This window comes from Streptomyces tsukubensis (assembly GCF_003932715.1).
Classification (GTDB): domain Bacteria; phylum Actinomycetota; class Actinomycetes; order Streptomycetales; family Streptomycetaceae; genus Streptomyces; species Streptomyces tsukubensis.
In genome coordinates this window covers 1,299,100-1,313,668 of record NZ_CP020700.1, presented here as the reverse complement: position 1 = coordinate 1,313,668, position 14,569 = coordinate 1,299,100, and the positions used below count along the sequence as shown (strand labels likewise).

Here is a 14,569-nt window from a genome sequence, read left to right as displayed (position 1 = left end):
CGTTGGCACCCCTCCCTGGAGAAGGCAGTATCACCCTGTGGCTGATCTCATCACCGTCGAAGACCCCGACGACCCCCGCCTGAGCGACTACACGGGACTCACGGACGTCGAACTGCGCCGCCGCCGCGAACCCGCCGAGGGCCTGTTCATCGCCGAGGGCGAGAAGGTCATCCGGCGGGCGAAGGACGCCGGTTACGCGATGCGGTCGATGCTGCTGTCGGCCAAGTGGGTCGACGTCATGAAGGACGTCATCGACGAGATCCCCGCGCCCGTGTACGCGGTCAGCCCCGAGCTGGCCGAACGCGTCACCGGCTACCACGTCCACCGCGGCGCGCTCGCCTCCATGCAGCGCAAACCACTGCCCCCGGCTGCCGAACTGCTCGCGGGCGCCCGCAAGGTCGTCGTCATGGAATCCGTCAACGACCACACCAACATCGGGGCAATTTTTCGCAGCGCGGCGGCCCTCGGCATGGACGCCGTACTGCTCTCCCCGGACTGTGCGGACCCCCTGTACCGCCGGTCGGTAAAGGTCTCCATGGGCGCGGTGTTCTCCGTCCCGTACGCCCGCCTCGACACCTGGCCCCGGGGCTTGGAGGCGGTCCGGGAGGCCGGGTTCACCCTGCTCGCCCTCACTCCCGACGAGAAGGCCACCGCCATCGACGAGGCCGCGCCGCACCGGATCGACCGGGTGGCGCTGATGCTCGGTGCGGAGGGCGACGGGCTCTCCACCCCGGCGCTGGTCGCGGCGGACGAATGGGTACGCATCCCGATGGCCCACGGCGTGGACTCCCTCAACGTGGGCGCCGCGGCGGCCGTCGCCTTCTACGCCGTTGCCACGGGCCGCCCCGGCCTCTGAGCCCCGGCGGCGACCGGCCGGGCGGCGCCCCCGCCGCCCGGCCCTCCGCGGCATCCGCGGGGGGCCGACGAGCTGCCGGGTCGCCCCGGTCAGTCGCGGGTGAGGACGACGAGCTGCCGGGTCGCCCGGGTCATCGCGACATAGCGGTCGACGGCCCCCTCGATACCGCCCCCGAACGCATCCGGGTCGACGAGGACGACCAGATCGAACTCCAGCCCCTTCGCCAGCTCCGGCGTCAGCGACCGCACCCGGGCCGTCTCCCGGAACGAGGGATCACCGATGACGCAGGCCGTCCCCTCGGTGTGCGCGGCGAGCCACCCGTCCAGCACCGTGTCGCGTTCCGCGACCGAGCCGTGCACCACGGGCACCTCGCCGCTGCGGACGGAGACCGGCACATTGGCATCCGGCAGCGCGGTCCTGATCACCTGCTCGGCCTCCGCCATGACCTCGGCCGGAGTCCGGTAGTTGATGGTGAGCGCCGCCACCTCGATCCGGTGGAACCCGATCCGGCGAAGCCGCTCCTCCCACGGCTCCGTGAACCCGTGCCGGGCCTGGGCCCGGTCCCCGACGATCGTGAAACTCCGGGACGGACAGCGCAGCAGCAGCATCTGCCACTCCGCGTCGGTCAGCTCCTGCGCCTCGTCCACGACGATATGCGCGAACGGCCCGGCCAGCCCGTCCCGGACCGCGGCCGACGGTACGGACCCGTCGACCAGGGTCTCCTGGAGGTCCTGCCCCAGCAGCATCGTCACCGCCCCCTCGCCGTCGTCGTCGGCCCCCACCACGCTGTTGATGACGGCGGCCATCCGATCGCGTTCCGCGGCTACGGCGGCCTCGCGCCGACGGCTGCGCAGCGCCGCCTTCGGATCACCGAGCCGCTGCCGGGCCGCGTCCAGGAGCGGCAGATCGGACACCGTCCAGGCCGTGGTGCCGGCCCGCTGGAGGCGGCGTACGTCGTCCGGCTCCAGCCAGGGAGCGCACAGCCGCAGATAAGCGGGTACGGACCAGAGGTCCCCGACCAGGTCGGCGGCGTCCAGCAGCGGCCAGGCGCGGTCCAGCGCCCCGTTCAGCGCCTTGTCGTGCCGCAGGGCGGCCCGGAACCGCTCGGGCGGCACGTCCTCGTTGCCGAGCTTGTCCAGCAGGATGGTGAACAGCTCCGCGCGGACGAGTTCACGCGACTCGTTGTGCGGCGCGCCCGGCCCCGGCGCGTCGAAGGCCTCGGCCCAGTCGTCGGCGGTGACCCGGACGACGCCCCAGTCGGTCCGGACGGCCAGGCCCTCGGTGGGCGGCTCCTCGTAGAAGCGGACCGCCTTCTCGATCGCCCGCACCAGATCCGCGGAGGACTTCAGCCGGGCGACCTCCGGATCGCTCTCCGGCACCGCCCCCGGACCCTCGGGAACGAGGTCCCGCAACGTGCACGTCTGTACGCCCTCCTCGCCCAGACCGGGGAGGACGTCCGCGACGTAGTTCAGATAGGGCTGGTGCGGGCCGACGAACAGGACGCCGCCGCGGCGGTGCCCGAGACGGGGGTCGGAGTAGAGGAGGTACGCGGAGCGGTGCAGCGCGACGACGGTCTTCCCCGTCCCCGGCCCGCCGTCGACCACCAGGGCACCGCGGGAACCCGCCCGGATGACGGCGTCCTGGTCGGCCTGGATGGTGCCGAGGACATCGCGCATCCGGGCCGAGCGGGCACCGCCGAGACCGGCGATGAACGCGGACTGGTCGTCGAGGGCGGCATGCCCCTCCAGCCCCTCGGGGGTGAACACCTCGTCCCAGTAGTCACCGATCCGGCCACGGGTCCACCGGTAGCGGCGGCGGCTCGCCAGACCCATCGGGTCGGCGTGGGTCGCCCCGAAGAACGGTTCGGCGGCGGGGGAGCGCCAGTCGACCAGCAGCCGCCGCCCGGAGGCGTCGGTGAGACCGAGCCGCCCGATGTACACGGGCTCGCTGCCGTCCGCGTGGACGATCCGTCCGAGGCAGAGGTCGAGGCCGAAGCGGCGCAGGGTCCGGAGCCGGGCCGTGAGCTGGTGGATCCTGGTATCCCGGTCCATCGCCGCCCGGCCTGCGCCGCCGGGCGACCGCAGCTCGGCGTCGAGACGTCCGGACAGTTCGGCGATCGCCTCCGCGAGGCTCCGGGCGACGGCCGTGAAATGGCGCTCGTCATCGGCGATCAGTGCCGGGGCCGCCTTGGCGGCGAGCGGGCCGGACAGTTCGAACGGGCTGGTGGCCGCGGTGACCAGGGGGTTCATGACATCGGCTCCGATCAGGGGTCGCTCCGGCGAGGTCGGACGGTCCGCGACCGATGGATCGACAACAGCGCACATACTTCGTGAATCTCCCGTTTCCGCAGGTTCCGGCCTGAGGAGGTGATTCTGCGCTACGACGGGGGCCTTGCCGCAAGCCCCCCGGTGCGCTATACGTTGAGAGTGGCAAGGAGCAGGGCTCCTCGCCTTTTCTTTTGCCCCGGTGCCTGTACTCCGCGTCACCGTTGCGTCACCACCGGGTCGCTGCAGGGTCACGGGCAGCGGGAAGCGCCGGGGACCGGCGGGGAGAAACAGGCGGGGGAGAAACCGGCGGGGAGGAGCAGCCTCAGAGCTGCTGGGCCGCCGCGATGCCCAGCGCCACGATCAGCGTCACCACGAAGAAGACCACGATCCGCTGCCGCAGCAGCCGGGGGTTCGCCGGGCGGCGGCCCGTGGAGGTGGTGCGGACCCCCTGCCGTCCGGTCGGACGGCCCTGGGTGCGCGAGGGGGCGCCGCCGCGGGACGGCACGGGCCGGGCGGAGCCGCCGGTGCGCGGAGCCTGCGAGCGCGGTCCCCCGCCGGTCCGGCGGTCGCGCGGGTCGCGCTCGGGCCGGTCGGGGCGCTCCAGCCGCTCCGTACGGTCCAGCTTCTCCGTACGCTGCGGATGACGCGGCGGCTGCCCCGTGCGGAGCGTGTCGATCCGCTCCCGGGACACCGGGAGCCGTCCGTCCGCCGGCCCCTGGGCCTCCCGGGCGGCGATCTCCTTCAGCCGCATCGAGAGCTGGAGGGTGCTGGGGCGCTCCAGCGGATCCTTCGCCAGACAGGCCCGCAGCAGCGGGGCGAGCGCGTCCGGGACCCCGTGCAACTGCGGCTCCTCGTGCACCACCCGGTACAGCATCACCTCCGAGCCGCCGTGCCCGAAGGGGGAGTCGGCGGTTGCCGCGTAGGCGAGGGTGGCACCGAGCGCGAAGACGTCGGTCGCCGCGGTGACGGCGACCCCGCGGACCTGTTCGGGGGCGAGGAAGCCGGGGGAGCCCACGGCCGTGCCGACATGGGTGAGGGTGGAGGCGCCGGTGGCCCACGCGATGCCGAAGTCGATGATCCGCGGGCCCTTGGGCGAGAGCAGGATGTTCGACGGTTTGAGGTCGCGGTGCACGACCCCGGCCTCGTGGACGGCGACGAGCCCCTCCGAGAGCGCGGCCCCGATCGCGGCCACCTCGGCGGCCGGGAGCACCCCGTCCTCGTTCACCTTGTCGTGCAGTGAGGGCCCCGGCACGTACTGGGTGGCGAACCACGGCCGCTCGGCCTCCAGATCGGCCGCCACCAACCGGGCCGTACAGCCGCCCCGGATCCGGCGGGCCGCCGACACCTCCCGGGCGAACCGGGACCGGAACTCCTGATCCTCCGCCAGATCGGGCCGGATCACCTTCAGCGCCACCCGCTGGCCGCGCCGGTCCGACCCCAGATAGACGACGCCCATCCCGCCCGCGCCGAGCCGCCGGTGAATACGGAACGAGCCGACGACACGCGGGTCCTCGCGCCGGAGCCGCATCATCGCCATCGTCCGTCCCCTGCCTACGGTGGGGAGTCCCCACCCCGTGTCTCTCGGTGGGAGTCCCCACCCGCTTGTTCCGGCCGGCCCGTTCCCGGACGGCCCCGACCGGTGGTGTCCGATCGTCCGTTTCGACGTGGCACAGCTTACGTACCGCCGCCCCGGTGCGCTCATAGGCCGCGCCCTCTCGGGACGACCGATTGTCAGTGCCGGATGGGAGAATTGACCAGAGGTCAGGGAGCGCGGGATCCGGCTCCCCTGGCCCGCGCGCAATCTCAACCGACCGTCGCCGGAGGGGGATTGGATCTGTGAAGGGTGATCGCGTGGAGATCGTGGTCGACGCGGGTGACAGCACACGGACGTACGAAGTCGTGGCAAGCCGGGCAGGCCGCCGGGTGGAGACCGCCGTCCGCAGGGGGGTGGTCGAAGTGAGCGAAGTCACCCGTACCGGGGCCGTGGTGCGGACGGCCCGATTTATGGCCAACCGGGTGCTGGCCCTGGTGGAGCAGCCGGTGCCACGGGACGACGCCTCGGAGCGTCCCCTCAGGGAAACCCCTCAGACCTGAGTCGGCTTCTCCACCCTGGGGAGTACACCGGAGAGGCCCGGCTCATCCTCTCGGAGGCCCGCCAATAGGTACGCGGGCATGACGTTCCGTCCCCGCCGGAAACCTAGTGTTGAGGTCAAGCGGCGGGTGCAGTACTCGTCCCCCGAGGTCGGACACCCGCCGCTGTTTCGACCACGACAGGAGAGGAACCATGGCCGACACGGCAACGCGGACCGTGATCCGCACGCAGGAACGCCGGGCAGCCGCGTTCGGCGGCCGGCGGCCCGGTCAGCGCCACCCGCTGGTGGCCACGGCCATGGTTCTTCCCCTGGCGGCACTGCTGCTCTATGTCATCGGTGGCTGGGAAGCAGTAGTGACACAAGCGTCGTCCGTGGGCGTGATGCTGGGGCGCTGAGCGGCGCCCCGGGCCCGGAAGAGCGGTCCGGGCCGGGGACATCCGGCCATAACCCCGTGGGGACGGGGGTGCGGCGGACGGCAGTGGTGGCCGGTTGGCTGGGGAGCCGACCGGCCTCCGCATTTTCCGGTACGGGTGCCGGTACGGGGCCGGGCACGCTGCCGTCGTCCGTTACGGGGCCGGCCGCTTCCGTTTCCCCGTACGGAATCACCGCCCGGCACCGGACCCGTCTCCGCCTCGCTGCCTCGCTGCCTCTCCGGACCGGGCCGGGCCCCGGCCCGCGGGCCGCCCCGCTCCGCCGCGTACCCTCGCACCGAGCCGTACCGCATCCGGGGGGAACGTGAGCACTGCCGTCGTCGACGCCCTCGCCCGGGCCGCCCGGGCGGCGGCCCATGCCGGGCCCTCGCCGCTCCCGGACTGCCGGGGCTGTGCCCACGGCCCGGAGGTCCTCGCGGACCGCCCCGACGGAACCGTCGTCCGGCACGGCTCCGCGGTCGCCAAGGCCCATGACCCCGCCACCGATCCCGCCGCCCACCGCAGCCGGATCGCCCTCGCCGCCGACCCCCGGCTCGCCGGAATCCTGCTGGCACCGCTGCCGCTGCCGCCGGAGGTACGGGAGACCTCGGGCCGCCCCGTCACCGTCTGGCCCCACGGCATACCCGTCGACCCGGCCGACCCCGGTGCCGCGCCCTGGGAGGAGACCGCCGTCCTGCTGGCCGCGCTCCACCGGTTCCCGGCGGACGGCCACCGGCCCGCACCGCCCCGGGGACAGGCGCCGCCCGTGATGCGCGGGCCCCTGAAGGCCGCCCGAGCGATGGCCCGGATGCGGCGGGAGTCCCGGCACCCCGCCTGCCGGGACGTGGAGCGGGCCTGGCACCGGCTCCCGGCCTGGGCCCGGGGCCAGACCCCGGCCGCCGCACCGCCCGGCGGACCCGTCGGGCTCTGCCACGGCGATCTCCACCTCGGCCAGCTCGTCCGGCACCCCGCGCCCGGCGGGCCCTGGCTGCTGATCGACGTCGACGATCTCGGGCTCGGCGCCCGGGCCTGGGACCTGGCCCCCCCAGCGGCCTGGTTCGCCGCCGGACTTCTGGCACCCGAGGTCTGGCAGCGGTTCACCGGCGCCTACTTCGCCGCCGGGGGACCGGCCGCCGATCCGGCCGACCCCTGGGCCGCGCTGGATGTGCCGGCCCGCGCGCTGACCGTGCAGAGCGCCGCGCTCGCCCTGGCGAGGGCGGCCAGGGAGGACCGGGCACCGGACGAGACGGATGCCGCCGTTCTCGACGCCTGCGCCCGGATCGCCGCCCTGCCCCCGGAGCGGGCGCCGGACTCCTCGTCCCCGGCCGGGGCCCCGAAGTAGGGTGCTGCTGCGGCCGGGCACCTCAACCGGGCCGCACGGAACGACAGGCGAGGAGCTGAGCCCGACGATGCAGTGCCCCAAGTGCCACGCGATGATGCACACGTACAACCGCAACGGCGTCCAGATCGAACAGTGCAGCGGCTGCCGGGGGATATTCCTGGACTACGGCGAGCTGGAGGCCCTCACCCGCCTGGAATCCCAGTGGACCCAGCAGGCGCCGCCGCCCGCCCCGCCCGCCGCCTACCCCGCGCCCCAGGCGCCGGCCTGGGGCGCCCCGCACCACGGGGGACACCACGGCCACGGGCACCACGGCCACCACGGTCGTCAGCGGGGCTTCGGCCGGATGCTCTTCTCGTCCTGATCCGCCCGGTCCACCTGATCCGCAGGCAGAACTCCTGCAGACACAATGACGGAGCCCCGGCCACCGAGAAGGCGGCCGGGGCTCCGGACCTGTGCGCGATACTGGGATTGAACCAGTGACCTCTTCCGTGTCAGGGAAGCGCTCTCCCGCTGAGCTAATCGCGCGGGAACCGACCACGGGACGCATCCCGCGGAGGGCAGTGTACTGCGTGCGCGATACTGGGATTGAACCAGTGACCTCTTCCGTGTCAGGGAAGCGCTCTCCCGCTGAGCTAATCGCGCGGGGGATCCGTCAGGATCCTGGTGGACGATACTGGGATTGAACCAGTGACCTCTTCCGTGTCAGGGAAGCGCTCTCCCGCTGAGCTAATCGTCCTTGGAGGTGGAGACGGGATTTGAACCCGTGTAGACGGCTTTGCAGGCCGTTGCCTCGCCTCTCGGCCACTCCACCCGGAGTGCGGGGGTTCGGGAAGATCCCCCACGTCGAGCGGACGACGAGATTCGAACTCGCGACCCTCACCTTGGCAAGGTGATGCTCTACCAACTGAGCCACGTCCGCTTGTCTTTTCCGGCCCGCTTCCGCGTCCCGGCGACGTGTTGAACTCTAGCGGATTCCGGGGCCAGCACAAAAACGCGTTTCCGCAGCGTGCTGACGTGTGTTCGTCCCGCAGTGGTCCCGGGGGCCGCTCCGGGACCCCGTGCGACCGCCTCCGGCGTCCTCGGGGGAGTGCCGTCCCGGGCGCCCCGCCCGCCCATCCGGACGACATCCGCCCCGGTCATAGACTCGAACCGTGCACCACCACCCTCCGCTCGCCCGTTTCGGGCATCTGATCGCCACCGGACTGCGGGACGTCACCCACGACCCCGAGGCCCTCGACTCCGAGGGCTTCTGGGCCGTCGCGGCCGATTTCGAGGGCCGGATCACCTGCGCCCGGTTCGCCGAGGTCCGCACCGGGCCGGTGCCCGCACCCGTCCCCGGCCGGTGGCACGGCCCGGCCGCCGGTGACTGGACGTCCTCCCTGGACCGTGCCGCCTACACCGCGGGCGTCGCCCGGATCCGCGAGCACATCGCGGCGGGCGAGGTCTACCAGGCCAATCTCTGCCGGGTGCTCTCCGCGCCGCTGCCGGAGCCCGGCGGATCCCCCGCCGATATCGACGCCCTCACCGCACTCCTCGCCCGCGGCAACCCCGCCCCCTATGCCGGAACGATTCGGCTGCCCGGTCACGGGGTGGAGATCGCCACCGCGTCGCCCGAGCTGTATCTGCGGCGCACCGGCGGCACCGTCGAGTCGGGCCCCATCAAGGGCACCGGCCGGACCGCGGCCGATCTGCTGGAGAAGGACCACGCCGAGAACGTGATGATCGTGGACCTGGTCCGCAACGACCTGGGCCGGGTCTGCGCCACCGGATCGGTCACGGTGCCCGAGCTGTGCGCCGTCGAACCCCATCCTGGCCTGGTCCATCTGGTGTCGACCGTCCGCGGCGAACTGCGGCCCGGCGGCACCTGGCGGGACCTCCTCGACGCCACCTTCCCGCCCGGCTCGGTCACCGGAGCGCCCAAGTCCAGCGCCCTGCGGATCATCGAGGCGCTGGAGACCGCCCCCCGCGGTCCGTACTGCGGCGGTATCGGCTGGGTCGACGCCGACCGCGGCCGGGGCGAGCTGGCCGTCGGCATACGTACCTTCTGGGTCGACCGGACCGAGCCCGGCCGCCCCCTGCTGCGGTTCGGCACCGGCGCCGGGATCACCTGGGGCTCCGACCCCGAACGGGAGTGGGCGGAGACCGAGCTCAAGGCCCACCGGCTGCTCGCGATAGCGTCGGCCCCGGCAGGCCCCGGCGGAAGGACGCCGGCCGCCGGACGGCCGGCGAGTGAGACGGCGGCCGCGACGAGTGCGGAAGGAACAGCGAAATGAAGCTCTGGGTGGACGGCGGCCCGAAGGACGCCGAGGAGGCCCGGGTGTCCGTGCTCGACCACGGGCTCACCGTCGGCGACGGCGTCTTCGAGACCGTCAAGGCCGTGGACGGGCGCCCCTTCGCCCTCACCCTCCACCTCGAACGGCTCACCCGCTCCGCCCGCGGCCTCGGGCTCCCCGATCCCGATCTCGACGAGATCCGCCGGGCCTGCGACACCCTCCTCGGCACCGACCCCGTACCCCTGGGACGGCTGCGCATCACCTGCACCGGCGGTCTCTCCCCGCTCGGCTCCGACCGCGGCACCGCGGGCCCGACCCTGGTCGTCGCCCTCGGCTCCGCCGAAGCGCGCCGCCCCGACACCACCGCCGCGGTCACCGTCCCCTGGGTCCGCAACGAGCGCGGCGCGGTCGCCGGGCTGAAGACCACGTCGTACGCGGAGAACGTCGTCGCCCTCGCCCGGGCCGCGGAGCAGGGTGCCTCCGAGGCGCTCCTCGCCAACACCGTGGGCGCGCTCTGCGAAGGCACCGGCTCCAATGTCTTCGTCGTCGTCGACGGGGAGCTGCTCACCCCGCCCCTCTCCTCGGGCTGCCTCGCGGGCATCACCCGCGCACTGACCGTGGAGTGGACCGGGGCGGTCGAGACCGAGCTGCCGTTCGACGTGCTGCAGCGGGCCGACGAGATCTTCCTGACCTCCAGTCTCCGGGACGTCCAGGCCGTGCAGCGGATCGACGGCCGGGTGCTCGGCGACGCGCCCGGGCCGGTGACCGCGAAGGCCATGAGGGTCTTCGACGAGCGCGCCGCCGCCGACCCCGACCCCCGGCTGCGCTGACGGAGGAGCGGCCGCGGGCGCGGTGCGGGGGACACCGCCCTCCCGCTGGGTAGAACTTCCGGATGACGACCACCCTGCGGCCGGCCGGGCCGCCGCGGAACGAAACCGGCAACGCGTCCTCGCGCGGCTACGACATCTGCGTCAACGGCCGCCGGGTCGGCGGCCTCGAAATCGCGGCCGGGACCCCGCCGGGACACCGGACCGGAACGCTCCGGTCGCTCTTCGTCGAGCCGGCCGAGCGGCACCGGGGGAGGGCGACGGTGGCCGCGCTCGCCGCCGAGGAGGTGCTGCGGGCCTGGGGCTGCGACGAGATCAGGGTGTCCGTGGCCCCCGCGGCCCGGGCGGCCACCAGACTGGTGGTCGCCCTCGGCTACGCCCCCACCGGCCGGGCTCTGGAGAAGATCCTCGCCGTGCCCCCGCCCGCCCTGCCGCCGGGCCTCACGGCCCGGCCGGAAGGCCCGAACGACGGATACGTCCTGCTCGACGGGGATACGGAAGCCGGCCGGTACGAGCTGATCGCGGACGGGGAGAGCATGCGGCTCGCGACGGCGGGCATCAGCGGGCCACGGCGCGGTCGGGGGTACGGGCGGGCCCTGATCCGCCATGCCGAGGGCTCGGCCCTGGCGGCCGGGGCCCGGCGGCTCGCGCTGTCCGTCCCCGCGGACGATGCCGCCGCCCTGCGGCTGGCCTCCGCCCTCGGCTACCGCACGACCCTGGTCCACTGGCGGAAGCCCCTGCTGTGACGGTACGGATCCGGCCCGGCGGTCCGCCCGCCGCGGCCGGAAGCCTCCGTTCGCGATTGCGGTGCTACGCGGACGCTTCCCCGGCCAGCAGCCGGTCGGCGATCTCCTCGATACGGGCCCGCAGGCCCTCCTGGCTCTTGCCGCCGTCGAGGCGCTCGCCGCCGATGACATACGTGGGAGTGCCGGTGACGCCGATCGCCTTGCCCTCCGCGTGATCGGCGTCGACGGTGAGGATGTGCCGGCCGTCGATCAGGGCGATCTCGAACTCGTCGGCGTCGAGACCCAGTTCACGGGCCGTCGCCACCAGGAAGTCCTCGCCCCGCCGCTCCAGCTCCGCCACCCCGTCGAGCACGGCCTCCGTATAGCGCCGCTCCGCGCCCTGGGCCGCGGCCTCCTCGGCGGCCTGGGCCGCGGCGAAGGCGTACTTGTGCTTCTCCAGCGGGAAGTGCCGGGTCCGGATCTCCAGCCTGTCGCCGTAGTGTTCGCGGAGGGCCTGCAGATCGGCGAGGGCGGTCCGGCAGTCGGGGCACTGGAGTTCGCACCAGACGTCGAGAACGACGGCGGAGGGCGCGGACCCGGGGGACGGAGTGGAGTCGTTCATACGGCGATTCTCCCAGCCCGGCCCGCCCGGACCGGCGCCGGGACCGGCACCTCGGGATGAACGCAGCCCTTAGATCCCCCTGAGAGGGCACCACCCCCGTGGCACCCGGACCCCTCGGCGGTGCAGGATGGATGGGGACGTACCGCACTGCGCCCACCGAAACACCGCACCTGCAGGAGGAGCCGGATGATTGCCGAGACCGTATGTTCCGCGGTGTCCGCAGCGGGCCTGGGCATCGCCGCGGTCACGGCGTACCGCAAGCGGTACCTGGCCGCCGCCAGGATCGCCGCGTACTCCCTGATCCCCCTGGGCCTGGTGCTCACCGGTGCCGTGGGCTGGGCGGTCGACACCGCCTTCAGTCCGACGGCGTGGCTCGGATTCGGGCTGCTCGGCGGCGCCTGGGCGATGTTCCTGGGGATCCGGGCCGTGGAGAAGCGCAAGGGCATCCCCGGGCGCAAGGAGCGCCGGGCCGCGAAGGCGGCGGCCCGCCGCGACGCCGTGGCCCCCACCGCGTCGGCGCCCTCGCTGGGCGGCGGCCGGACGGCCGAGCCCGCCCGCCCGGCGGCCACGCCGCAGCCGCAGCCCAAGGGGCGGAAGCAGGCGGCCGCCGGCGCGGGGGACGACTTCAGCGATATCGAGGCGATCCTGAAGAAGCACGGCATCTGAGCACGGCATCTGAGCGGGACACCCCGGGGCCGGGCTCCGGGGTGTCCCGCCGGTTTTCTGTACTGCCCGGTCGGAACTTCTCAGTGGGTGAGACGACCGGCGGGATGTGACGAACTCCCGCCCCTCATATGGGTATTGGGTGATCACGGGGCCGTGCTCTGCGTCATCATCACCCCGAGATGCTCGATACCTCCCGGGGCGCGAACCCGGTACCCACACCAGAGCCGCAGCAGCCGCAGGAGCCCCGGGGCTGCCTCTTCGCGCTCTCCCAGCCACCGCTGATGATCTTTCTGACGGTGATCGGCGTGCTGCTCCTCATGGCCGCCGTCCACGATCTGTTCCTGTTGTGAGCGCCGTACCCCCGCGGGCGAGGACCGGCAGTGGGCGCCCGGAGACCGCAGGATGTCCGGTACGGCTCAGCTCGCCGCCTCCTTGCGGCGCGCGCGGTAGGCGGCCACATGGAGCCGGTTCCCGCAGGTGCGGCTGTCGCAGTAGCGGCGGGAGCGGTTGCGGGAGAGATCGACGAAGGCCCGTCCGCAGTCCGGTGCCTCGCAGCGGCGCAGCCGCTCCTGCTCGCCCGCGACGACGATGAACGCCAGCGCCATCCCGCCGTCGGCGGCGAGGTGATCACCGACCGAGGCGCCCGGCGCGAAGTAGTGCACATGCCAGTCGTAGCCGTCGTGGTCGGTGAGCTGCGGGGTGGTTCCCGCGGCCGCGACCAGCTCGTTGACCAGCTCCGCTGCCCGCCGGCGGTCCGAGGCGGCGAAGATCTCGGCGAACCGGTCCCGCACCTGCCGGACCGCCTCCAGATCCCGTACCCCCAGCTCACCGACATCGCTGATGGAATGGGCCCCGACGAATGTGTCCAGGGCGGCCACGTCCTGCAGTCCGTCGCTCTGGTCCTGTCCGTCCTGCGGCGCCGTGTTCACGAGGCCGACCACCATGTCGAGGGCGAATCTGGTGTCGTGAGGGATCAGCACGATGCACTCCATGGCCGGCCGCGGGCCGGTGCCCGCCGAATCCCGCCGACTCTAGCGGCTCGCCCCCTGAAACACCGGTGCCGTCATCGCGAGGGAACGCGATGACGGCACCGGTGCGAGCGGTATACGGGGGTGCGCACGGCGCCGTCTCCCCGAGTAGGACGGCGCCGGGCGGCTCTCGGGCTGCCTCAGCTTTCGGCCAGGATGTGCGACAGCTCCGTGTCGAGGTCGAAGTGGCGATGCTCGGTGCCCGGTGGCACCGCCGCGTCGGTCCGCTTCAGGAAGGATTCCAGAGCCCGGGCCGGGGCCTCCAGCAGCGCTTCCCCCTCCGGGGAGCTCAGCGCGATGCAGACGACGCCCTGACCGTGACTGCGCGACGGCCAGACCCGGACGTCACCTGTGCCGGTGGGCCGGTGCAGCCCTTCGGCGAGAAGGTCGCGGGCGAAGACCCATTCGACCGTCTCCTCGGCTCCGGTGTGGAAGGTGGCGTGCACGGCGTAGGGATCGGCCGTGTCATACCGCAGGCCCGCGGGTACAGGCAGTGATGACTCGCTGGATACAACGAGGCGCAGGTGCAGCTCGCAGCTGACCGTGGTGTTCATAAGCGCCAGGGCCTTTCGCTCAGTGTGCGCTCGGGGATTCGCACGTCGGCGAAATCGACATGCCACCTACGGTGTCGTTGTAAACCCCTCTGACCGTTTTGTGATCCTTCATGTCGCTCGTACGGCCCTGCATTACTTTGCGTTATACGCCCGATCCGGTGAACGGGAGGCGATCCGGTACGTTTGAGTGCATGAAAACGGAGAGCGAGCGGGGGGAGGCCCTGGTGACTCAGGACTCGGCTTCCGTGACGGGGGCAGCGGCGGCGGGGGCCGCCGGCAGCGGCCCCGGTCCGGGGACGGACGCTGCGGGGGCGGACGTGGTGGACGCGGCAGACGCGGAGAAGAAGTCCGAGCAGGAGCTCGGGTCGAAGGCCCCGGCCTTCATCAAGCGGTCCCGGGCGCTGCATCTGAGCTGGCAGGTCGGCGTGTTCCTGGTCGGCCTCGCGGTGGTCGGCGCGGGTGTCGCGATGCTGGTCCTGCCCGGCCCCGGCTGGGTTGTGATCTTCGCGGGCATGGCCATCTGGGCGACCGAGTTCGTCTGGGCCCAGCTGGTGCTCCGATGGACCAAGCGGAAGGTCAGCGAGGCGGCGCAGCGGGCGCTCGACCCGCGGGTGCGGCGGCGGAACCTCATCATCACCACGATCGGAGTGGTCATCTGTACCGCGCTGGCCGCGGTGTACCTCTGGAAGTTCGGCCTCGCGATGCCGTGGAAGATCGACCAGCAGTGATCTTCGGAGCTGGTCGGGAACCCCGCTGACATGGGGTAATGTTGGCGGCGCGTTCCCGGGCGATTAGCTCAGCGGGAGAGCGCTTCGTTCACACCGAAGAGGTCACTGGTTCGATCCCAGTATCGCCCACACGCCGGCCGGGGCCGGTCCGCCATCGTGCGGACCGGCCCCGGCCGTT

At 72.9% G+C, this 14,569-nt stretch carries 16 protein-coding genes and 6 tRNA genes; 12 read left to right on the top strand and 10 right to left on the bottom strand.

Going from position 1 to position 14,569, the window contains the following annotated elements:
* Window positions 1-37: 37 nt before the first annotated feature.
* Window positions 38-856: a TrmH family RNA methyltransferase gene (locus tag B7R87_RS04415; RefSeq protein ID WP_130585304.1), complete on the top strand. Its 819-nt coding sequence runs from the start codon at window positions 38-40 to the stop codon at window positions 854-856.
* Window positions 857-945: 89 nt separating this feature from the next.
* Here the strand turns inward: B7R87_RS04415 and helR are convergent, their stop codons facing one another.
* A complete protein-coding gene (gene helR, locus B7R87_RS04410; protein ID WP_006350287.1) occupies window positions 946-3,105 on the bottom strand; it encodes an RNA polymerase recycling motor ATPase HelR in 2,160 nt (719 codons plus the stop codon).
* 340 nt (window positions 3,106-3,445) lie between these two features.
* Window positions 3,446-4,660 carry a serine/threonine-protein kinase gene (locus B7R87_RS04405; RefSeq protein WP_130585303.1) on the bottom strand — a complete coding sequence of 405 codons (1,215 nt, stop codon included), beginning with the start codon at window positions 4,658-4,660 and terminating at the stop codon, window positions 3,446-3,448.
* Window positions 4,661-4,959: 299 nt separating this feature from the next.
* On the opposite strand from B7R87_RS04405, the gene B7R87_RS04400 reads away from it, so the two are divergent.
* From B7R87_RS04400 to B7R87_RS04385, 4 genes are all read left to right on the top strand, one after another.
* The gene (locus B7R87_RS04400) at window positions 4,960-5,217 is read left to right on the top strand and encodes a hypothetical protein (RefSeq protein ID WP_040916817.1); all 258 of its coding nucleotides are present in this window, start codon (window positions 4,960-4,962) and stop codon (window positions 5,215-5,217) included.
* Window positions 5,218-5,407: 190 nt separating this feature from the next.
* Window positions 5,408-5,611, top strand: a complete 204-nt coding sequence (locus B7R87_RS04395) for a hypothetical protein (RefSeq protein ID WP_006350291.1) — start codon at window positions 5,408-5,410, stop codon at window positions 5,609-5,611.
* Between the two features lie 340 nt (window positions 5,612-5,951).
* On the top strand, window positions 5,952-6,968 hold the full coding sequence (locus tag B7R87_RS04390; protein WP_130585302.1) for a phosphotransferase family protein: 1,017 nt from the start codon (window positions 5,952-5,954) through the stop codon (window positions 6,966-6,968).
* 67 nt (window positions 6,969-7,035) lie between these two features.
* On the top strand, window positions 7,036-7,329 hold the full coding sequence (locus B7R87_RS04385) for a TFIIB-type zinc ribbon-containing protein (protein ID WP_040916821.1): 294 nt from the start codon (window positions 7,036-7,038) through the stop codon (window positions 7,327-7,329).
* A 92-nt stretch (window positions 7,330-7,421) separates the two neighbouring features.
* On the opposite strand, the gene B7R87_RS04380 is transcribed toward B7R87_RS04385, so the two are convergent.
* The 5 genes from B7R87_RS04380 to B7R87_RS04360 form a co-directional block, all read right to left on the bottom strand.
* Window positions 7,422-7,493 (bottom strand) — tRNA-Val (locus B7R87_RS04380).
* A gap of 45 nt (window positions 7,494-7,538) precedes the next feature.
* Window positions 7,539-7,610: transfer RNA gene (locus tag B7R87_RS04375), tRNA-Val, on the bottom strand.
* Between the two features lie 19 nt (window positions 7,611-7,629).
* Window positions 7,630-7,704 (bottom strand) — tRNA-Val (locus B7R87_RS04370).
* 1 nt (window position 7,705) lies between these two features.
* Window positions 7,706-7,779 (bottom strand) — tRNA-Cys (locus B7R87_RS04365).
* Between the two features lie 35 nt (window positions 7,780-7,814).
* Window positions 7,815-7,887: transfer RNA gene (locus B7R87_RS04360), tRNA-Gly, on the bottom strand.
* 232 nt (window positions 7,888-8,119) lie between these two features.
* On the opposite strand from B7R87_RS04360, the gene B7R87_RS04355 reads away from it, so the two are divergent.
* From B7R87_RS04355 to B7R87_RS04345, 3 genes are all read left to right on the top strand, one after another.
* A complete protein-coding gene (locus B7R87_RS04355) occupies window positions 8,120-9,241 on the top strand; it encodes a chorismate-binding protein (RefSeq protein WP_006350294.1) in 1,122 nt (373 codons plus the stop codon).
* Entirely contained in the window at window positions 9,238-10,071 is an 834-nt protein-coding gene (locus tag B7R87_RS04350) for an aminotransferase class IV (RefSeq protein ID WP_006350295.1), read from the top strand. Before B7R87_RS04355 ends, B7R87_RS04350 begins: the two co-directional genes overlap by 4 nt.
* A 62-nt stretch (window positions 10,072-10,133) precedes the next feature.
* Window positions 10,134-10,814 (top strand): GNAT family N-acetyltransferase, encoded by a 681-nt coding sequence (locus B7R87_RS04345; protein WP_006350296.1) that lies wholly within the window; start codon window positions 10,134-10,136, stop codon window positions 10,812-10,814.
* A 64-nt stretch (window positions 10,815-10,878) separates the two neighbouring features.
* On the opposite strand, the gene B7R87_RS04340 is transcribed toward B7R87_RS04345, so the two are convergent.
* A complete protein-coding gene (locus B7R87_RS04340) occupies window positions 10,879-11,415 on the bottom strand; it encodes a DsbA family protein (protein ID WP_006350297.1) in 537 nt (178 codons plus the stop codon).
* Between the two features lie 186 nt (window positions 11,416-11,601).
* Here B7R87_RS04340 and B7R87_RS04335 point away from each other — a divergent pair, with 186 nt between their 5' ends.
* Window positions 11,602-12,081, top strand: a complete 480-nt coding sequence (locus tag B7R87_RS04335) for a hypothetical protein (protein WP_130585301.1) — start codon at window positions 11,602-11,604, stop codon at window positions 12,079-12,081.
* A gap of 179 nt (window positions 12,082-12,260) precedes the next feature.
* Window positions 12,261-12,431, top strand: coding sequence for a hypothetical protein (locus tag B7R87_RS33045; RefSeq protein ID WP_006350299.1), 171 nt, complete (start codon window positions 12,261-12,263; stop codon window positions 12,429-12,431).
* Between the two features lie 66 nt (window positions 12,432-12,497).
* On the opposite strand, the gene B7R87_RS04330 is transcribed toward B7R87_RS33045, so the two are convergent.
* Together B7R87_RS04330 and B7R87_RS04325 are read right to left on the bottom strand one after the other, a co-directional pair.
* Window positions 12,498-13,061: a CGNR zinc finger domain-containing protein gene (locus B7R87_RS04330; protein WP_040916824.1), complete on the bottom strand. Its 564-nt coding sequence runs from the start codon at window positions 13,059-13,061 to the stop codon at window positions 12,498-12,500.
* A 188-nt stretch (window positions 13,062-13,249) separates the two neighbouring features.
* Complete coding sequence (locus tag B7R87_RS04325) at window positions 13,250-13,663, bottom strand: SsgA family sporulation/cell division regulator (protein ID WP_003959770.1); 414 nt, start codon at window positions 13,661-13,663, stop codon at window positions 13,250-13,252.
* A gap of 191 nt (window positions 13,664-13,854) precedes the next feature.
* Here B7R87_RS04325 and B7R87_RS04320 point away from each other — a divergent pair, with 191 nt between their 5' ends.
* Both B7R87_RS04320 and B7R87_RS04315 read left to right on the top strand, forming a co-directional pair.
* Window positions 13,855-14,391, top strand: a complete 537-nt coding sequence (locus B7R87_RS04320) for a TIGR02611 family protein (protein WP_078902427.1) — start codon at window positions 13,855-13,857, stop codon at window positions 14,389-14,391.
* 57 nt (window positions 14,392-14,448) lie between these two features.
* Window positions 14,449-14,520, top strand: a tRNA-Val gene (locus B7R87_RS04315).
* Window positions 14,521-14,569: the final 49 nt, after the last annotated feature.